23 protein-coding genes are annotated in these 16,605 nt (G+C 68.7%); 12 read left to right on the top strand and 11 right to left on the bottom strand.

The window, feature by feature from the left end; translation table 11 throughout:
* Positions 1–61: 61 nt before the first annotated feature.
* A complete protein-coding gene (locus tag E0H45_RS11295; protein WP_131336778.1) occupies positions 62–1,018 on the top strand; it encodes a DUF4328 domain-containing protein in 957 nt (318 codons plus the stop codon).
* Here the strand turns inward: E0H45_RS11295 and E0H45_RS11290 are convergent.
* Positions 1,006–1,761: a protein phosphatase 2C domain-containing protein gene (locus tag E0H45_RS11290; RefSeq protein WP_238154906.1), complete on the bottom strand. Its 756-nt coding sequence runs from the start codon at positions 1,759–1,761 to the stop codon at positions 1,006–1,008. The genes E0H45_RS11295 and E0H45_RS11290 overlap by 13 nt on opposite strands.
* 12 nt (positions 1,762–1,773) lie before the next feature.
* Entirely contained in the window at positions 1,774–2,664 is an 891-nt protein-coding gene (locus E0H45_RS11285) for an NAD-dependent epimerase/dehydratase family protein (protein WP_238154905.1), read from the bottom strand.
* A 111-nt stretch (positions 2,665–2,775) separates the two neighbouring features.
* Here E0H45_RS11285 and E0H45_RS11280 point away from each other — a divergent pair, with 111 nt between their 5' ends.
* Positions 2,776–3,387, top strand: a complete 612-nt coding sequence (locus E0H45_RS11280; RefSeq protein ID WP_131336776.1) for a pentapeptide repeat-containing protein — start codon at positions 2,776–2,778, stop codon at positions 3,385–3,387.
* A gap of 63 nt (positions 3,388–3,450) precedes the next feature.
* On the opposite strand, the gene E0H45_RS11275 is transcribed toward E0H45_RS11280, so the two are convergent.
* The gene (locus E0H45_RS11275; RefSeq protein WP_157996329.1) at positions 3,451–4,104 is read right to left on the bottom strand and encodes a VanZ family protein; all 654 of its coding nucleotides are present in this window, start codon (positions 4,102–4,104) and stop codon (positions 3,451–3,453) included.
* A gap of 279 nt (positions 4,105–4,383) precedes the next feature.
* Between E0H45_RS11275 and E0H45_RS11270 the strand changes: the two genes are divergently transcribed.
* The 3 genes from E0H45_RS11270 to E0H45_RS11260 are packed head-to-tail and all read left to right on the top strand — an operon-like array spanning position 4,384 to position 6,633.
* On the top strand, positions 4,384–4,797 hold the full coding sequence (locus tag E0H45_RS11270) for a hypothetical protein (RefSeq protein ID WP_202872252.1): 414 nt from the start codon (positions 4,384–4,386) through the stop codon (positions 4,795–4,797).
* A gap of 1 nt (position 4,798) precedes the next feature.
* Positions 4,799–6,016 (top strand): sensor histidine kinase, encoded by a 1,218-nt coding sequence (locus tag E0H45_RS11265; RefSeq protein WP_131336772.1) that lies wholly within the window; start codon positions 4,799–4,801, stop codon positions 6,014–6,016.
* Positions 6,013–6,633 (top strand): response regulator, encoded by a 621-nt coding sequence (locus E0H45_RS11260; RefSeq protein WP_131336770.1) that lies wholly within the window; start codon positions 6,013–6,015, stop codon positions 6,631–6,633. Before E0H45_RS11265 ends, E0H45_RS11260 begins: the two co-directional genes overlap by 4 nt.
* Here the strand turns inward: E0H45_RS11260 and E0H45_RS11255 are convergent.
* The 5 genes from E0H45_RS11255 to E0H45_RS11235 all read right to left on the bottom strand — a co-directional run bounded on the left by E0H45_RS11255 (position 6,630) and on the right by E0H45_RS11235 (position 10,357).
* Positions 6,630–7,412, bottom strand: a complete 783-nt coding sequence (locus E0H45_RS11255; protein WP_131336767.1) for a putative hydro-lyase — start codon at positions 7,410–7,412, stop codon at positions 6,630–6,632. The genes E0H45_RS11260 and E0H45_RS11255 overlap by 4 nt on opposite strands.
* A gap of 56 nt (positions 7,413–7,468) precedes the next feature.
* Positions 7,469–8,107 carry an SDR family oxidoreductase gene (locus tag E0H45_RS11250; protein WP_131336765.1) on the bottom strand — a complete coding sequence of 213 codons (639 nt, stop codon included), beginning with the start codon at positions 8,105–8,107 and terminating at the stop codon, positions 7,469–7,471.
* 40 nt (positions 8,108–8,147) lie between these two features.
* Positions 8,148–8,759 carry an FMN-binding negative transcriptional regulator gene (locus tag E0H45_RS11245; protein WP_131336763.1) on the bottom strand — a complete coding sequence of 204 codons (612 nt, stop codon included), beginning with the start codon at positions 8,757–8,759 and terminating at the stop codon, positions 8,148–8,150.
* A gap of 58 nt (positions 8,760–8,817) precedes the next feature.
* Positions 8,818–9,600, bottom strand: coding sequence for an LLM class flavin-dependent oxidoreductase (locus E0H45_RS11240; RefSeq protein ID WP_131336760.1), 783 nt, complete (start codon positions 9,598–9,600; stop codon positions 8,818–8,820).
* Positions 9,601–9,703: 103 nt separating this feature from the next.
* Positions 9,704–10,357 carry a cutinase family protein gene (locus E0H45_RS11235; RefSeq protein WP_131336758.1) on the bottom strand — a complete coding sequence of 218 codons (654 nt, stop codon included), beginning with the start codon at positions 10,355–10,357 and terminating at the stop codon, positions 9,704–9,706.
* 181 nt (positions 10,358–10,538) lie between these two features.
* Between E0H45_RS11235 and E0H45_RS11230 the strand changes: the two genes are divergently transcribed.
* Together E0H45_RS11230 and E0H45_RS11225 are read left to right on the top strand one after the other, a co-directional pair.
* A complete protein-coding gene (locus E0H45_RS11230) occupies positions 10,539–11,015 on the top strand; it encodes an NUDIX hydrolase (RefSeq protein ID WP_131336756.1) in 477 nt (158 codons plus the stop codon).
* A gap of 38 nt (positions 11,016–11,053) precedes the next feature.
* On the top strand, positions 11,054–11,590 hold the full coding sequence (locus E0H45_RS11225; protein WP_131336754.1) for a DinB family protein: 537 nt from the start codon (positions 11,054–11,056) through the stop codon (positions 11,588–11,590).
* A gap of 15 nt (positions 11,591–11,605) precedes the next feature.
* Here E0H45_RS11225 and E0H45_RS11220 read toward each other — a convergent pair whose 3' ends face one another.
* The gene (locus E0H45_RS11220) at positions 11,606–11,935 is read right to left on the bottom strand and encodes a nucleoside triphosphate pyrophosphohydrolase family protein (RefSeq protein WP_131337753.1); all 330 of its coding nucleotides are present in this window, start codon (positions 11,933–11,935) and stop codon (positions 11,606–11,608) included.
* 38 nt (positions 11,936–11,973) lie between these two features.
* Here E0H45_RS11220 and E0H45_RS11215 point away from each other — a divergent pair, with 38 nt between their 5' ends.
* Together E0H45_RS11215 and E0H45_RS11210 are read left to right on the top strand one after the other, a co-directional pair.
* The gene (locus tag E0H45_RS11215; protein ID WP_131336752.1) at positions 11,974–12,450 is read left to right on the top strand and encodes an NUDIX hydrolase; all 477 of its coding nucleotides are present in this window, start codon (positions 11,974–11,976) and stop codon (positions 12,448–12,450) included.
* A gap of 5 nt (positions 12,451–12,455) precedes the next feature.
* Entirely contained in the window at positions 12,456–13,103 is a 648-nt protein-coding gene (locus E0H45_RS11210; protein ID WP_238154904.1) for an alpha/beta hydrolase-fold protein, read from the top strand.
* A 3-nt stretch (positions 13,104–13,106) separates the two neighbouring features.
* Here E0H45_RS11210 and E0H45_RS11205 read toward each other — a convergent pair whose 3' ends face one another.
* Both E0H45_RS11205 and E0H45_RS11200 read right to left on the bottom strand, forming a co-directional pair.
* Positions 13,107–13,610 (bottom strand): DinB family protein, encoded by a 504-nt coding sequence (locus E0H45_RS11205; protein WP_131336748.1) that lies wholly within the window; start codon positions 13,608–13,610, stop codon positions 13,107–13,109.
* A gap of 97 nt (positions 13,611–13,707) precedes the next feature.
* Positions 13,708–14,085 carry a YciI family protein gene (locus E0H45_RS11200; protein ID WP_131336746.1) on the bottom strand — a complete coding sequence of 126 codons (378 nt, stop codon included), beginning with the start codon at positions 14,083–14,085 and terminating at the stop codon, positions 13,708–13,710.
* Positions 14,086–14,299: 214 nt separating this feature from the next.
* On the opposite strand from E0H45_RS11200, the gene E0H45_RS11195 reads away from it, so the two are divergent.
* The 3 genes from E0H45_RS11195 (at position 14,300) to E0H45_RS11185 (ending at position 16,587) form a co-directional block, all read left to right on the top strand.
* Positions 14,300–14,716, top strand: coding sequence for a YciI family protein (locus E0H45_RS11195; protein WP_131336744.1), 417 nt, complete (start codon positions 14,300–14,302; stop codon positions 14,714–14,716).
* Positions 14,716–15,930 carry an RNA polymerase sigma factor gene (locus tag E0H45_RS11190; RefSeq protein WP_131336742.1) on the top strand — a complete coding sequence of 405 codons (1,215 nt, stop codon included), beginning with the start codon at positions 14,716–14,718 and terminating at the stop codon, positions 15,928–15,930. Before E0H45_RS11195 ends, E0H45_RS11190 begins: the two co-directional genes overlap by 1 nt.
* 150 nt (positions 15,931–16,080) lie before the next feature.
* Positions 16,081–16,587, top strand: a complete 507-nt coding sequence (locus tag E0H45_RS11185; RefSeq protein ID WP_131336740.1) for a P-loop NTPase family protein — start codon at positions 16,081–16,083, stop codon at positions 16,585–16,587.
* Positions 16,588–16,605 lie beyond the last annotated feature (18 nt).

Genomic DNA, 16,605 nt, shown 5'->3' with positions numbered 1-16,605 from the left:
GGGACCGGGACACACGCCCTGCTCCGGTCGTGGGGTTAACTTGGCTGCGGGGAGGTAGAAGGTGACGCAGCCGTACCAAGGACCGGGGCCGTATCAGGGACCGGGGCCTTATCAACCGATGCCGTACCAGCCGATGCCGGTGGTGCCGCAGTACCGGCCGTTGCGGGCGCTCGCGATCGTCAGCATCGCGCTGATGGGAGTGACCGCGCTCGGTGCCGTGATCCAGTGCGTGCTGCTCTGGCGGTCGTACTCCGAGGTCAAGCGGTTCGTGTACGGGCTGCTGTCCGACGAGGAGATCCAGCGCGGCATCGAGTCGATCACCGGCACCGGCCCGCTGCTCAACCTGTTCAGCTACCTGCTGATCGGGACCGGGATCGCGTTCCTGATCTGGCTGTGGCGCGCCCGCGACAACGTCGACTTCCTCTATTCGCCGTTCGCCCCGAACCCGACCGTCCCGACCCAGGGCGCGCACCGCCGGTCGCCGGGGTGGGTCGTCGGGTCGTGGATCTGCCCGATCGTGCAGTTCTGGTACCCGCTGCAGGTCGTCGAGGACGTCGCCCGCGCCAGCGAGCCGGCCGGCCAACCCGGTATCGCCCGATCCGGCCGGATCCGCGCCTTGCTCTACACGTGGTGGGTGTCCTGGACCGGCTTCTGGGTCATCATCGTCGGCGGTGGATCGGCCGCTGTGATCGGGTTCATCATCTGGATCGTCCGGCTGGTCCAGGTGGCAGACAGCAGCGACGCGGACGGCTCGTACGTCGACATCTACGACCTGCAGGACTACATGGTCCGGGTCGCGCTGGCCGTCGACATCGGGTTCACGGTCGCGACGGTCCTGCTCGTCGTCGCGGCGGTCACGGCGTCACTCCTGATGCTCCAGATCGGCAGCTGGCAGCAGACCCGGCTCGCTCCGCCGCGGCCGCCGGTCCAGGATTTCGTGCAGCCGCCGCCCCAGACACCGCAGTACGCCCCGCGCCAGCAGCACCCCGGCCCGGGCTTCCCGACCTACGGCCCCTGAAGCAGTACGACGCTCGCATCGTCGTACCGCTTCCAGCCAGGTTTGGTGGCGGCGGCGTCGTGTTCCCGCACGAGGTCGATCAGCTGGCGCGGTCCTGCGGTTGTGAGTACGTCGATCAGCTCGTCCCACGAGTGCCCGTAGCGTTCGGTGAAGCGGGACGCGCCGTCGGACAGGATCGCGATCACGTCGACGTCGGCCCGATCCGTGCTCCCGACGACTGCCTCGTACGCCGCTCGGGGTTCGGTGCTCGCCGCCCAGAAGCCGCCGGGCTGGTTACGCAACCGGCGTACGGCCTCGAGGGTCCGCTCCGGGAGAAGCTCGATCCGGTCGTCGCTGTGGACGGTGATCTGCCCGTCCGGCGAGCGCACGACGACGGGTGAGTCGGCCAGGACGAGATGCTCGACGTGGTCCGGGTGGAGCCGAACCATCGAGACCGTGGACGACGGACTGTCGGGGTTGCTGACGTCGCAGGTGTCCGCGTGGGTCGCGCGGACCGCGATGATCGCGTCGGCGAGCAGGTCGGGCAGCGACGCGGACGACCGCGTGAGCAGCGGCGGCGCCAACTGCTGCGCGAGCTGCATGACGAGCCAAGGGACGTCGTGCCGGCAGCCGGACTCGACGCCCGCCGGAGCGGTGGCGCCGTCTAGTACGACGGCGAAGTCGGGCCCGGTCAGGACGAGATCCTCGTTGACGGCGGGCGGTCGCCGATCCGGCGCAGCGTCACTCAGAGCTCGGATTTCCACAAGGCGATTGTGCTAGACCGGCTCGGCCCAACTGTCGGCGAGGGACTGTTCGAGGGCGATCTTGGGGGACCAGCCGAGCGCGTTCCCGATCAGGGTCGTGTCGGCCTGCTGCCACGGCGCGCCGAGTGCGGTCTCCTGCGCGGTGTCGTCAACGATCGTCGCCGGCTGACCGCTGAGCTCGAACAACTGCCCGGCGACGTCCCGCGCGAGCGTCGCCCGGCCGGTCCCGACATTCAGCACCGGCGGCAGCTTCCCGTCCGCGAGCGCGACCGCGAGCACCGCCTCGGCCACGTCCCGGACGTCGACGAAGTCGCGCCACACGTCCAGCGACCCGACCTCGATCAGCTGTCGCGACCGCAGATCCCGGATCACCCGGCCGGTCAGCGTGCTGTCCGGTGCCCCCGGCCCGATCACGTCGAAGATCCGCAGTACGACGGCATCCGCGCCCGCCCGTTGCGCCCGGAGGACAAGCTCCGATCCGGCGAGCTTGGTGATCCCGTACGGACCGAGCGGCCGCGGCGCGCTCTCCTCGGACAGGCTGGTGCCGTGCGGACCCCCGCCGTACTCCGCCGCGGAGCCGAGCTGGACGAACCGGGCATGGCCGGCGTGGTCGCGGACCGAGCCGAGCAGGGCCTCGACTGCGATCACGTTCGCCCGGACCAGGTCGGCCGGGTCGCCGAGTGTGGCGCCGACGGCGTTGACGATCACGGTCGGCTTGTACATCCCGATCTGGGTGTCCAGCGCGTACGGGTGCATCGCGGCCAGGTCGCAGCGCCGGTACGGCTCGCTCCGGGTCCGGCTCAGCCCCCGGTACTCGATGCCCCGGTCGGCGAGCAGCGCGCAGATCCTGGCGCCGAGGAAACCTCCCGCGCCGAACACCATCACCCGCTCTGTTCCGGTCACCCCTCCATCGTGCGGTCGTTATTTGTCGGTCCTCCGTACGTTCTCCGTCGTCAGCATCACAGTGTCGGCACGGCGTGGCAGTGTGGGGCACTCATCGAGCGAGGGAGAGTCATGGCTGACCGTGTGGGCGGGCGTCCGGCGGCGCAGACCGAGTCGACGATCCGTGACTGGGACGACGCGGACCCGTCCGGGCAGACGTACCGCCGGGTGCTGTTCGTGGACTCCGACCTGACCGAGGTGGAGAACCGCGCCGGGGTGTTCGAGGAGTGCACCTTCCGCGGGGTCCGGTTCAACGCGTCGACGCACACCGACGCCGCGTTCGTGAACTGCACGTTCGTCCGGTGTTCGCTGTTCGACACGACGTTCACCCGGTGCAAGCTGGTCGGCAGCCTGTTCGACGACTGCGCCCACAGCCTGATGAAGGTGACTGGCGGTGACTGGTCTTTCACCGGTCTACCCGGCGCGGATCTGAAAGGCGCCGAGTTCACCGGGGTGAAGATGCGCGAGGCGGATCTGACCGGCCTGCGGGCCCAGAAGGCCGTGCTCCGGGACCTCGACCTGTCCGGCGCGTCCCTGCAGAAAGCCGACTTCACCGGCGCTGACCTGCGCGGATCCGATCTGTCGACGCTCGATCCGCTGACCGTCACCCTCAAGGACGCCCGTATCGACGTCACCCAGGCGATGGTCGTGGCCGCCGCTCTTGGGCTCGACGTCCGTCCCTGAGCTTGTGGATATCCCCAGGTGATCAGGCGGTCATCCACGGTTCCATCCACAGCCTGTGGATAACTATCCGGATAACTGTGTATTCGTACTGTGATATCTCGCCGGCCGTCCGGCCGGGACCAAAGTTCCCCGCCGATGCCGGGCCGGATGCCGCGGACGCCGTACGACGAGCATCGCGGCGTGCTCGACCACCGCCGGGCTGACGACCAGGAAGCCCGGCCGGGCGACCAGGCTCCGGGTCAGCGTCTGGAGGCCGGCGGCCAGGCCGACCCCGCAGAAGGCACCAAGCGAGTTCGCGATCAGGTCGTGCAGCTGGCACGACCTGCCGAGTTGCGGCAGCAGCGCTTGCACCGCCTCGACCGCGGCCGACATCCCGATCCCGGCGGCGATGCCGTCGCCCGGGCGGCCGCTGGCCAGCGTGAGCATGCCCGCGGCCGGCACGAACAGCACGACGTTGAGCAGACCTTGGAGCGACGTCAGTCCGCCGGTCGTGGTCAGGTGCGTGCCGCACTCGCCGATCTGGCCGAGGCGATGCGTCGTCGGACTGAGCGTCGCCGCGATCACCAGCGCGAACGCGGCCGGCAGGCAGAACGCGGCCAGCCGGGGAACCAGGTCGCCCGGGCGGCGGAACGAGGAAAGGGCAATCGGCAGGGTCATGCCGGTCAGCACGAGCCAGGTGTCCAACAGGTGTGGGATTCCGCGATAAGTCTCGAGCACGTGTCCGGACCCTCCCGTGGTCGACCTGACTCGAACTCTTCTGGCCTGCGTGTTCCTCAATCGACGATCAGCCGACCGCTCCCACTGCCGCCAGCCCTGTCCGGACATCTGCACGCAGCCGTAAACCGGTCGTGACAGTCTGTGACAGTCCGTGCACAAACTGACACGGAAGGAAGGTGCTCAGGGCAACGATCTTGTGCCTGCATCAACCGATCGGTGGAGGCAGGTGGGGCTGAGCGGGCGATGCCCGGACCCGAGGTTGGGCGGGAGAGTCGTCGTATGACAACCCCGGTGAACGTCGGACATCCCCGCAGTACGGCCGCGTTGCGAAGCGTGCAGCTGCTGGTCGCCGGCTACCTCGCGATCAGCGTGTTGACACTGGTCGCCGTCATCGCCCTGCGGCACCACGCCGCCTTGGTCAACGACGCGGTCTGGGTCCGCGGGACGATTGTGGTCGCCAGTGCCCTGCTGACCGTCCTGTTCGCGCGCAGCGCGGCGAGAGGTTCGCGGCGGGGCTTCCTCCGGCTGCGGATCGTCTCGGCGGCGATGCTGGTCGCGATCGTGGTGATCATCGCGCTGCCCGGCACGTTCCCGTTGTGGATGAAGGGGGAGCAGGCCATCTGCGGACTGCTGCTGCTCGGCGTCGCGCTGCTGGTCAACGGTAAGCACCTTCGCTCGGTGTTCACTGGGTGACATGGGCGAGCAGGTTTGGCCGCTGCGGGTGACGGTGGTGCCGTACGTGCTGCTCGCGTGCCTCGCAGCAGTCACCATCCCCATCAAGCGGGATCAGCCCCAGTCACTGGCCGTCGACCTGGTGCTGTGCGCGTTGATCGCGCTGTGGACGCTCGGCATGTTCACGCTCCGCCCGGCCCGGCGGACCGACGTCCGCGCGATGGCGATCTTCGTCACCGGCTTCGTCATCCTGCTCGCGGTCCTGGTGGTGCGGGATCCGTGGTTCGGCTTCCTCACCCCGGCCGGCTACTTCTACACGTTCGTCCTGCTGCCGTGGCCCGGCGAACTGCTCGGCGTCAGCGCCGTCGCGGTCATCGCCGGTACGGCGCAGGCGTACGACATCCCGAAGACGAACGTGCTCGGACTGGTCGGCTACGCGGCCGTGGTCGGGGTGAACGTGGTCGGGATGTGTCTCGCCGCGTGGCTCGGCCACCGCGGCGAGGAGCTCAGCCGGCAGCGCAAGGAAGCCGTCGACGCGCTCACCGAGACCAACCTCCGGCTCGAGGCCACGCTCGCGGAGAACGCGAACCTGCACGAGCAGTTGCTGACCCAGGCCCGCGACGCCGGAGTGATCGACGAGCGGCAGCGGATGGCCCGCGAGATCCACGACACCCTCGCACAGGGGCTGACCGGGATCGTCGCCCAACTCCAGGCCGCCGAGAACGCCGCCGACTGGCGCCGGCACGTGACGACCGCGGTCGGGCTCGCCCGCGAGAGTCTGACCGAGGCACGCCGCTCGGTGCACGCGCTCCGTCCCCAGCCGCTGCAGTCGGCGACGCTGAGCGAGGCGATCGGGGACGTCGTACGGCGGTGGTCGGCGGTGCACGGGATCGACGTACAGCTGGCCACCACCGGCACGCCGCGGGTGCTGACGCCCGAAGCAGAGTCGACTCTGCTTCGGGCAACTCAGGAGGCGTTGGCGAACGTGGCGAAGTACGCGCAGGCGACCCGCGTGGGGGTGACGCTGTCCTACATGGAGAAGCAGGTCGCGCTGGACGTCCGGGACGACGGTGCCGGCTTCGACCCGGACCGGATCACGTCGTCGGAGTCGGGTGGATTCGGCTTGGTCGCGATGCGGCAGCGGGTCGAGGCGCTGAACGGGACACTGGAGGTCGAGTCCGAGCCAGGCTTCGGTACGGCGATCTCGGCGACGGTGCCGTTGACGGGAGTGGGCGCATGATCCGGTTGCTGATCGCCGACGACCACCCGATCGTCCGCGACGGGCTGAGCGGGATGTTCGCGGCCGATCCCGGGTTCGAGGTGGTCGGCGAGGCGGGCGACGGCGCCGAGGCGATCCGGCTGGCCGAGGCGCTGCAGCCGGACGTGATCCTGATGGACCTGCAGATGCCCGGCGTCAACGGCCTCGCGGCGATCAGCCAGTTGGCGGAGCGCGGCGTACGGTCCAGGGTGCTCGTGCTGACGACGTACGACACCGACGGGTACGTCGTCCCCGCGATCGAGGCCGGCGCTACCGGGTACCTGCTCAAGGACGCGCCGCGCGACGAACTCCTCCGCGCGGTCCGCGCCGCCGCCGACGGCCAGTCGGTGCTCGCGCCCTCGGTCGCCAACACGCTGATGAACCACGTCCGTACCCCACCGGCCGCCGACCTGCTCAGCCCGCGGGAACTCGAGGTCCTCCAGTTGGTTGCTGCCGGCAACACCAACCGCGAGGCCGCGCGGCACCTGTTCATCAGTGAGGCGACGGTCAAGACGCACCTGCTCAACATCTACGCCAAACTCGACGTCTCCGACCGCGCCGCCGCCGTGGCCGAAGGCTTCAAGCGCAAGCTGCTCTAGACGCGGTAGTCGCTGTCGCGGCGGTCGGTGATGAACATGTAGCCGGGCGCGTGCGTGATCGCGTACGGCGGCCGGGACGCCATCAGTGCCGCCTGCGGAGTCACCCCGCACGCCCAGAAGACCGGTACGTCGCCGTCGGCCGCGTCGACCGGATCGCCGAAGTCCGGCCGCGCGAGGTCGGGGATCCCCAACCCGCTCGGGTCTCCGATATGCACCGGCCCGCCGTGCACAGCCGGCATCGCTCGCGTGATCCGCACGGCGTCGTCGACCCGGTCGGCCGGAATCTGGCGCATCGACACCACCAGCGGACCGTGCAGCCGGCCGGCAGGCTCGCACTCGCGGTCGGTCAGGTACATCGCCACGTTCCGCCCCTGATCGACGTGCCGCAGCGGGACTCCCTCGGCCGCGAGCGCGGTCTCGAACGTGAAGCTGCATCCGAGCGAGAACGCGACCAGATCGTCGCGCCACACTTCGGTCGCATCCGCCACCTCGGCCACCAGCTCGCCGTCCTTCCAGATCCGGTACTGCGGGAGATCGGTCCGGAGGTCCGCGCCCCGAGCAAGCCGCGTGGTCGGCTCGCCCGGATCACTTACATCGAGCACGGGGCAGGCCTGGGGGTTGCGCGTGCAGAACAGCAACACGTCGTACGCCCAGTCCGCGGGGACTGCGATCAGGTTGGTCTGCGTGTACCCGCCGGCCCAACCGGTGGTCGGCCCGCTGTAGTCGTCCCGGAACAGTGACCGTGCCTGGGCCGGAGTGAGCGTTGCAGTCGTCGTCATGAGACCCCCTCTCAGGTGATCTCACGATAGAGATTGTTGAACAATACGACAAGAGGTCAGATGACGATCTCGTGGATCCATTCGGCCGGGGTCTGGGTGTGCAGGCGCCAGTAGTGGTTCGCGATGTCGTCCGGGTCCCAGCCGCTGCCGGGGGAGACGCCGCCGCTGACAGTGACGCTCGCGGCGTGGACACCGGCGTCGCCGTACTGCTGATGGAGGAGAGTGATGACCGCGCGGACGCCGGCCTTGCCGAGGGACAGGCTCGCGTAGTCGGGCTTCGGCAGCGGCATACCCCCGGTGATCAGGAACGACCCGCTACCCCGCTCGGCCATCGCGGGCGCGAGGTGAGCTGCGGTGGTGATCGCGCCGACCACGTTCACCGCCAACGCGTCAAGATGCTGCTGCGCGGTGAGGTCACCGATCCGGTCCGGCTGGATCAGCGCGGCGTTGTAGACGACCACCTCAGGTACGCCGTACGCCTCGACCACCTGATCGAGCGCGGCACGGAGGCCGGCTTCGTCCGTCACATCGGCCGTGACCGGCAGTACGCCGGTACTCCCGAGCTCCTCGGCCGCGGCCTTCACCGTCGCCTCCGAGCGCGCGATCAGCCCCGCGCTCATCCCCTCCCGGACGAACCGCCGCGCCACCGCGAGACCGATCCCGGGACCTACTCCCACTACGACAACTCCAGACATGGCGGGAATCGTAAACCTTTCCCTATGGGTCAAGGTCAAGTCAGTTGCGGTGGTGCGCGACGGCCGCGGCGGACCGGTCGTCGCCATCGGCCCGCAGTCCGTCGATCACACCGTCGACGTCCGCGGCCGGGCGGTTCTGGCTGAGCTTGAACTTGGCCTCGATCCGCTTGATCGCGATCTCCACGCCGACGATCGCCCGCAGTTGCCCGGCGACGTACTTCGCCGGCGCATCGTCCACCGACCACGGCTCCGCCCGGCCCGCCTCGTGATGGTCGGACAAACGCCGTACGACGTTCTCCACCCAGGCGGGGTCGTCGTACACGGTCATCGTTCCGTGAACGTGAGCGGTGATGTAGTTCCAGGTCGGGACGACGCGGCCGTGGTCGCGCTTCGAGGCGTACCAGGTCGGGGAGACGTACGCATCGGGCCCGCGCAGGATCACGAGCGCATCGCCGATCACCGGAAGCCGCCAGTGCTCGTTGTTCCGCGCCAGGTGCCCGAGCAGCACGTTCCGCTCGCGATCGTGGACGAACGGCAGCATCGTGGCCGTCAACCCGTCCGGCGTCATCGTCACCAGATCCGCGGCCCCGTGATGGGCGAGCAACTCCAGAACGGCCTCGTCATCAGGGGCGAAGTGCGCAGGAACGTACATGAGATCCAGTCTCCCCATCTACGCGAACCCTCGACAGGTCCAATCCGTGCGGCTTTCGTCAGCCCACTTTCAGTGCGGCAGCCTGGTCGTAGTCGTCGTGCCAGTCACCGGTGGGCGGCAGGATGATGCGCTCGACGCCGGCCGCCTCGTACGCGGCGAGTTGCTCGAGCGGATCGCCGTCGAGCTGGGGCGCGACCACGGTCGCCTTCAACTGCTTGCCGTCGGCAAGTTCATTGATCCGCTCCAGGCTGGTCCGCACCTCGGCCGGCGACGCCGCGATCGTCGCCCATCCATCGGCGTACGCCGCCGCTCGCCGATACGCCCGTACGCCGTTCCCGGCCACGAAGATCGGCGGCACCGGCGACCCGGGCGCGATCGTCACGTCGAGGTCCGGCGCGAGTGTCGTGGGCTTGCCCGCGATCAGGTCCGGGAGTACGGCGAGGGCCTCGTCGGTCAGCCGGCCGCGGTCCGCGAACTCGACACCGGCCGCCCGCCAGCCGACGTCACCGTGAGCAGGATTGCCGGTCCCGACACCGAGCACGAGACGGTTGTTCGACAGCTGCTGCAACGTGCTGATCTGCTTCGCCGCCCACGCAACCGGCCGCAACGCCAGCAGCATCACGTTGTACCCGACGGTGATCCGCTCGGTCACCGCGGCCGCGGTCGCCAGTACGACGGAACTGTCCAGCATCGGCGCACTCGCGATCAGGTGATCCGTCGACCACACCGAGTCCAGCCCGATCTCCTCGGCGTACCGCGCACTCTCCCGCACATCCCCGAGAATCGCCTGCGCCGGATCCGGCGACGACGTCGGCAGAATGACCCCGATCTCAACTGTCATACCCGCCCCAACCTCCCGCCGTACCGAACCTATTCCTCGGCGACGCGGGCTGCGGACATCCGGATGTCCGCAGCCCGCTGGTCCCTGTCAGGGGATCTGGACGTCAGGGGATGTAGACGCCGTTGAACCACTGGCCGCGGGCGTCGTCGGTGTAGACGTCGACGTTGAAGTTGTAGTTGCCGTGCTTGCCTTCCCACAGGTACCCGGGCAGACCCGAGGACGCGTTGGCGTCGCAGATGATGTCGTCGGTGCAGAGCGTCAGCACCGGCACGTTGCCGAAGAAGTTGTCGGCGCCGGACAGCGGCGCACCGACGACCGGGGCCACCAGCGGGTGTGCCGCGGCACCGGCCGAGCCGGGACCTGCGGCCCGCTTCGGATCGGCGATCAGCACCGCGTTGACGTTGTCGAAGGTCTGCCAGTTCTCGGTGACCCAGGTGTGCACCACCGCGGCGCCGAGCGAGAACCCGACCGCCTTGACGTGCTGGCCCGGGCACGCGTTCCGGTGATCCCGGATCAGCCGATTCAGCTCGTTGACACCCTGCCGGGCGTTGTAGCCGATCGGCTGGGCCGGATACCCGACGCGCTGGCTGATGTTCCCCTGCCAGTACGGCGCGTTGGAGTCGTTGTCGCCGGTACCGCCGACCACGATCGTGTAGGTGCCTCCACAGTCGTCCGCGTTCGCCGCCGGTGCTGCCACGACGTACACGCCGCCGGCGGCCGCGACCAGACCGGCCAGCAGTGCCGCAAGTTTCTTCATCGAATTCTCCCGAAATGATGGTTGCTCAGCGTGATCTATTGACCACGCCGGGTCGAAACCTAACAGCGGCCAACCACCTCCGGACGCCGTACGCAGATCCGGCCAACCCCTGGCCGGATGCGTCCACAGGGTGAGGTTTTCTCACCTGACCGCTGGTATCCGGCCGGGTTAGGGTCGCGGGATGAGTCGACGGGTGGCGGCGTACGCGGTGTGTGTTGAGGACGGGCGGGTGCTGCTGGCGCGGTACGTCTCGCCGGACGGCGACGGGAGTTGGTGGACTCTGCCGGGTGGAGGTGTCGAGCCTTGTGAGGATCCGTTCGACACCGTGACGCGGGAAGTGGCCGAGGAGACCGGGTACGAGTCGGTCGTCGAGCGGCTGCTGGGCGTCGACTCGCGCATCATTCCGGCCGCCGTACGCCGTCGTCCCGGGGCCGACGACCATCAGAACATCGGCATCTTCTACGCGGTCCGGATCACCGCCGGCACCACCCGCCCCGAACCCAACGGCGAGACCGCCGAATCCGTCTGGACCCCGATCGCCGACATCCCGGCGCTCCACCGCGCCGCCCTGGTCGACATCGGCATCGCCCTGGCCCAGTCCAACCCACCCACCGGCCACGTCCCACCCGTCGAAGCAGGCGGCCTGATCGAGCACTAGTTTTGTCGATCTGCGGGCGGCTCGGACGACGTACGGTTATGAACGACATCGTGATCGAGAAGATCGTCCGGCCCGCGCGCGTGCTCGCCGGCTCCTGGCAGGACGTCATCGCGTCGAACCTCGACTACCACCGCGCGACGTTTCTGTGGAAATGCGAGGGCCTCTCGGACGCGCAGTTGCGGCAGCGGGCGGTGCCGGCGTCCCAGTTGAGTCTGCTCAGCCTGATGCGCCACCTGCAGGGCGTCGAGCGGTACTGGCTTCAGCACAAGCTCGCGGGTACGACGCCGCGGTTCTTCCAGTACCGGATGCGGGTCACCGACGACGGCGACGAGTGGTTCGACGAGTCGGACCCGACGCCGGCGAAGGACGTCTACGCGGACTACCTCGCAGCGTGTCAGGACTCGCGGGAGTTGTTTGCCAAGGGCACCGAAGATGTCGCGCGCATCGAGCCCAACCCGGAGTTCGGCGACTCCGACCTCCGGTTCGTCCTCACCCACGTGATCGAGGAGTACGCCCGCCATGTCGGTCACGCGGACCTGCTCCGTGAATGCCTCGACGGCAGGACCGGCGAATAGACTCCGGACCTGAACTCAGCGCAGGTCGCCGTCGCCTCCGAGGACACCGCGCGACGCCCGGTCGGCGAGCTTGGCGATGTTGTGCTCGGCAACGTCCTCGAGCCGGATCTCGAGCCTGGTGCACAGCTCGGACAGGTACCAGAGCACATCACCCAGCTCGAGCGTCAACGCTTGCCGGTCCGCGTCGGTGATCACGCCCTGCCGATCCCGGAAGATCTTCTTCACCTTGCCCGCGACCTCGCCCGCCTCGTTCACCAGCCCCAAGGTCGGGTACACGATCGGATGATCGGTCGCGACCAGCCCCCCGGTCCGCGCCGCCGCCTGCTGATAACCACTGAAATCCATTTCACTCACACCCACCAGTCTTGCAACACTCGTGCCCCATGTACGACCTCCCGGTCCAGAACACCGACGGCTCAGCACTCCTCACCTTCGACCGCCTCCACGAAGCGGACCTCAGCAGCCTGGACCCCTCCGTGCCGCTGACCGCCTCACTGGTTGTGCTCTGGTCGGGCCACAAGTGCTTGATGGTCTTCAACCGGTTCCATCGGGCCTGGGAGCTGCCCGGCGGCATGATCGATCCGGGTGAGTCGGCTCGTGAGGCCGCCGTACGGGAACTCGACGAAGAGAGTGGCCAGCGGGCGGACTCGCTCGACTTCGCCGGGGTGGCGAAGATCCGGGTCGCGCCCGACGACCGGCTGGAGTTCCTGGCCATCTATCGCGGGTACGTCGACACGCCCCGGCCGTTCGCGCCGAACGACGAGATGTCAGAGGCTGTCTGGTGGAACCCAGGCGAGCCGCTGATCGATCTGTACCCGATCGACGCAGCCCTCGCGACGCTTTGCCCACCGGAATGGTGAGATCCATGGGAGAACTCGTCACCGAGACCTTCGAGTACGACGGCGGACGGCAGGTGGCCGTCTACGTACCAGCGGATCCACCCGAGGCCATCGTGTTCGCGGGTGACGGCCAACTGATCACGCAGTGGGGCGGGGATCTCGAGCAGGCCGACGTACCGCCGACGATGGTGGTCGGTGCGTACCGTACGGACGACGCGGACGAGATGGTGCGCATCGAGGAGTACTCACCGTCGTTCAACGAGGAACGGTTCGCGGCGCACGAGAAGTTCTTCGTCGAGGACGTCCGCGTCTGGGTGCGATCCCGCTTCGGCGTCGCGTTGCCGGCCGAACGGACCGCGGTGTGTGGCGTATCGGCGAGCGCGGAACTCGCCCTGGCCATGGGCGTTCGCCACCCTGACATCTACGGCTCGATCTTCGCCGCCTCACCTGGCGGCGGGTACCGTCCGCCGGAGGTCATGCCGAGCCCACTCCCACGCGTCTATCTGGTGGCCGGCACGCTGGAACCTTGGTTCATGGAGAACGCCGCCCGCTGGGCCGACGCCCTCCGCGACGCCGACGCAGACGTGGTCATCACCGAACGCGAGGGAGACCACGGCGACCCCTTCTGGCAGGCCGAGTTCCCGCTGATGGCGTCCTGGGCCTTCTCCAACTGACAGCTATTCGCCCGTCGCGCCGTCGATCCGCTCGCGGAGAAGGTCCGCGTGGCCGTTGTGGCGCGCGTACTCCTCGATCAGGTGCAGGTAGATCCACCGCAGCGTGTAGTCCTCACCCGGGCTGATCGCGTCGAGACCGAGACCTGCGACGGCGGCACGCGACCGGGCGACACTCGCTTGATAGCTGGCCAGGTCGTCGGCGGCACGCGAGGGGTCGGCATCGAATCCCTTCGCTGCCCCGGGCACGTAGTCCCAGAAGTACAGGTGATCCGGTTGGCCGTCGTACTCATGGAACCAGGCCTCGACTCCGGACAGATGCCGAACCAGGCCGAGCAGCGACATCGCGGACGGCGGCACCGACCGCAGCACGAGTTGTTCCGGCGTCAGCCCGCCGCACTTCAGCAGCAACGTCGTGCGCTGGAACTCGAGACGATCTTCGAGCGCGGCCCGCTCGTCGACCGGATTGTTCGGCGGCTCAACCCGCTCAGGCACACTCCAGGTCGACATTCCGGCGACCCTACCTACGGCCTAGCCATCTGACCAGCGAGTTTGTCTGACGGCCGCGCGGGGTGGGCGAGCGGGATGGCTCGCCCACTCGCGGGGTTCAGGCCGTTTCGGTGGGGCGGTTGTGGCGTTCGCGGCCGGGGAAGCGGTGGATCTCCTGCGGCCAGTTGAGTACGACGGCCAGGCGGCCGGCCCAGTAGCGCGCCGTCTCGTCGTCCGGTACGTCGACGACGCAGAAACCACCGAGGTGCTCCTTGGTTTCGACGTACGGCCCGTCGCTGAAGATCGGCTCCCCGTCCTTCGCCTCGACGCTGCAGATCGCGGTGGAGGCATCGATCCCGCCGTTGCTGAAGACGAAGACCCCGGCCTCCTGCATCTCCGCGATCACCGCCATCCCACCGGCACTCTTCGTCCGCAGGTCCTCCGCCGTCTGATCCGGCACCCACTCGTCGTTGAACGCGATCACATACTCAGCCACTGTCGTCTCCTCTCAGCGCAGCAACCCGAACGGCCGCCACACCAACTCCACGAACGCCGACGCCCTGATCCGACACCATCCCACAACCAATCTTGTGCGGCATGCTTGGAGACGCGGCGAGAAGTTTCTTCGGGGTCGTGTCGATCTGCCGGCCGCTCGTTCGACCTGGGGGTGCGAGGGTCGAGAGACGGCCCCGTCGGACGAGGAGAACACAATGGCGCAGTACATGCTGATCATGCGGGGCACCGACGAGACGAACGCGGCCATGATGGCCAACATCGACGAGATGATGACCACGACCCGCCAGTTCATCGAGGAGCTGGACAAGGCCGGGGTGTACGTCGCGGCCGAGGGGCTGGACGACCCGGCGCAGGGCGTCGTGGTGCACTTCACCGGCGAGGCGCCGATCGTCACGGACGGGCCGTACGGCGAGACCAAGGAACTGTTCGGGGGCTACTTCCTGCTCGATGTCGCCTCGAAGCAGGAGGCGGTCGAGTGGGCCAAGCGGGTCCCGGCGGTCCCCGGGTCCAAGATCGAGGTCCGGCGGGTGCCCGGCGAGGACGAGGTTCCGCAGGACAGCGCGAAGTTCGTCAAGGAAGACGCCTACCGCGAGAGCAACGGCCAGAGCTGATGGATGCGGCCGGTGTCGAGGCCGTCTGGCGGATCGAGTCGGCGCGGATCGTCGCCGCGCTGACCCGGTTCACCGGCGATTTCGGGTTGGCCGAGGATGCGGCCCAGGAGGCGGTGGCCGAGGCACTGGTGTCGTGGCCGGTTGCCGCTCCGGCCAGTCCGGCCGGCTGGCTGATGGCCACGGCCCGGCGGCGGGCGATCGACGCGATCCGTCGCCGTACCGCACTGAAGGATCGGTACGCGCTGCTGGCGAACATCCCGGTGGTCGACGACGAGATCGACCCGGACAGGATCGACGACGACGTCCTGGCGCTGATGTTCATCAGCTGCCACCCGGTGCTCTCCCGCGAGTCCAGGGTGGCGCTGACTCTGCGCGTGGTCGGCGGCCTGTCCAGCGAGGAGATCGCCCGCGCGTTCCTCGTACCCGTGCCGACCGTGCAGGCCCGCATCACCCGGGGCAAGAAGACGATCGCCGCGGCCGGGGTGCCGTTCGAACTGCCGGCGGCCGACGAGCGCCGGGAGCGACTGGGCGGCGTGCTCAGCGTCCTCTACGTGATCTTCACCGAGGGTTCGACGGCCACGACCGGCGAGCGGTTGGTCCGCCCCGACGTCGCGTACGAGGCGATCCGGCTGGCCCGCACACTGGCCGCGCTGCAGCCGGACGAGCCGGAGGTGCACGGCCTGCTGGCGTTGTTCGAGCTGACGGCCGCGCGCTTCCCGGCGCGGACCAGCCAGGACGGCTCGCCGGTCCTGCTGGAGGACCAGGACCGGCGGCGGTGGGACTTGTCGGCGATTCGCCGTGGGCTGGCCGCGCTGGTCAAGGCGTCGACCCGCGGCCTCGGCCCCTACGGCCTGCAGGCCGCGATCGCCGCCGCCCACGCGTCGGCACCCTCGGTCGAGGAGACCGACTGGGACCGGATCGTGGTGCTCTACGAAGCGCTCGGCCGGGTCGCGCCATCGCCGGTGGTCGAGCTCAACCGAGCCGTCGCTGTAGCAATGGCCTCAGGCCCGGCCCAAGCCCTGGCCATCGTCGACGAGCTGATCGCCCTGGACCGACTCCCCGGTTCACACCTGGTCCCGACCGTGCGTGGTGAACTCCTGACCCGCCTCGGCCGACAATCCGAGGCCCGCGCCGAACTGGAGCTGGCCGCCCGCCTGTGCACGAACCAACCCGAACGCTCAGTCCTCCTGCGCAAGGCCGCCGCACTGGACTGACTTGTTCACCGCTGTGGGCAAGCCTGTGGATACGTTCTGCAATCGCCCGACGAGTTGGGAAGTGAGCGGTACGCCGGCGCGCTCCAACGCCATCAGCGCCGCACCGCCGAGACGGGGGGACTTGAGCCTTCCGGTGCCATCCTGGTGGGCGTGGAGCGGGTAGTGGTCTTTGGTTGTGCTGGCAGTGGCAAAACGACCCTGTCCAGGGAGTTGGCCACTCGCGTTGGGTTGCCTCTGACTGAGCGGGACGCACTCGGCGTGCCCGGTTCGCGCGACTATCGAGAAGCCCTCGGCGAGCTGGCCCGTCAGCCGCTCTGGATCCTGGACGGCGCGCCGTACTACGAAGACGATCTCATCTACGGGGCAGCCGACACCGTGATCTTTCTCGATTACCCGAAACTGCTGGTGTTGTGGCGGGTGCTGCGGCGAACGCTCCGCATTGAGTTGTTTCGCCGTCCTGACGGAGCACACCGGCCCAGCGGGCTGAGCGTTTGGCGTGATGGCAAGCATCCCCTCAGATGGGCGTGGGCATCCCGCCAAGCCCGCCATCAGGAGGGCCACGCGCTGATCGCCCGCCCCGACTTGGCAGACGCTGACGTCATCCACTTCACCCGCCCGGTCCAAGCAAGACGCTGGATGGGTCAGCTCCGCCACTGACGGCGATCCCGGGGGTCC

It is taken from the genome of Kribbella soli, from assembly GCF_004331345.1.
Taxonomy (GTDB): domain Bacteria; phylum Actinomycetota; class Actinomycetes; order Propionibacteriales; family Kribbellaceae; genus Kribbella; species Kribbella soli.
Note: the sequence above shows the minus strand (reverse complement) of the source record. Positions and strands in the feature narration are given on the sequence as shown.

Bases quoted from the DNA above. Each gene is read 5' to 3' on its own strand.
- E0H45_RS11280 (WP_131336776.1), top strand. From the start codon at position 2,776: ATGGCTGACCGTGTGGGCGGGCGTCCGGCGGCGCAGACCGAGTCGACG.
- E0H45_RS11270 (WP_202872252.1), top strand. From the start codon at position 4,384: ATGACAACCCCGGTGAACGTCGGACATCCCCGCAGTACGGCCGCGTTG.
- E0H45_RS11265 (WP_131336772.1), top strand. From the start codon at position 4,799: ATGGGCGAGCAGGTTTGGCCGCTGCGGGTGACGGTGGTGCCGTACGTG.
- E0H45_RS11260 (WP_131336770.1), top strand. From the start codon at position 6,013: ATGATCCGGTTGCTGATCGCCGACGACCACCCGATCGTCCGCGACGGG.
- E0H45_RS11255 (WP_131336767.1), bottom strand. From the start codon at position 7,412: ATGACGACGACTGCAACGCTCACTCCGGCCCAGGCACGGTCACTGTTC.
- E0H45_RS11250 (WP_131336765.1), bottom strand. From the start codon at position 8,107: ATGTCTGGAGTTGTCGTAGTGGGAGTAGGTCCCGGGATCGGTCTCGCG.
- E0H45_RS11245 (WP_131336763.1), bottom strand. From the start codon at position 8,759: ATGTACGTTCCTGCGCACTTCGCCCCTGATGACGAGGCCGTTCTGGAG.
- E0H45_RS11240 (WP_131336760.1), bottom strand. From the start codon at position 9,600: ATGACAGTTGAGATCGGGGTCATTCTGCCGACGTCGTCGCCGGATCCG.
- E0H45_RS11235 (WP_131336758.1), bottom strand. From the start codon at position 10,357: ATGAAGAAACTTGCGGCACTGCTGGCCGGTCTGGTCGCGGCCGCCGGC.
- E0H45_RS11230 (WP_131336756.1), top strand. From the start codon at position 10,539: ATGAGTCGACGGGTGGCGGCGTACGCGGTGTGTGTTGAGGACGGGCGG.
- E0H45_RS11225 (WP_131336754.1), top strand. From the start codon at position 11,054: ATGAACGACATCGTGATCGAGAAGATCGTCCGGCCCGCGCGCGTGCTC.
- E0H45_RS11220 (WP_131337753.1), bottom strand. From the start codon at position 11,935: ATGGATTTCAGTGGTTATCAGCAGGCGGCGGCGCGGACCGGGGGGCTG.
- E0H45_RS11215 (WP_131336752.1), top strand. From the start codon at position 11,974: ATGTACGACCTCCCGGTCCAGAACACCGACGGCTCAGCACTCCTCACC.
- E0H45_RS11210 (WP_238154904.1), top strand. From the start codon at position 12,456: ATGGGAGAACTCGTCACCGAGACCTTCGAGTACGACGGCGGACGGCAG.
- E0H45_RS11205 (WP_131336748.1), bottom strand. From the start codon at position 13,610: ATGTCGACCTGGAGTGTGCCTGAGCGGGTTGAGCCGCCGAACAATCCG.
- E0H45_RS11195 (WP_131336744.1), top strand. From the start codon at position 14,300: ATGGCGCAGTACATGCTGATCATGCGGGGCACCGACGAGACGAACGCG.
- E0H45_RS11190 (WP_131336742.1), top strand. From the start codon at position 14,716: ATGGATGCGGCCGGTGTCGAGGCCGTCTGGCGGATCGAGTCGGCGCGG.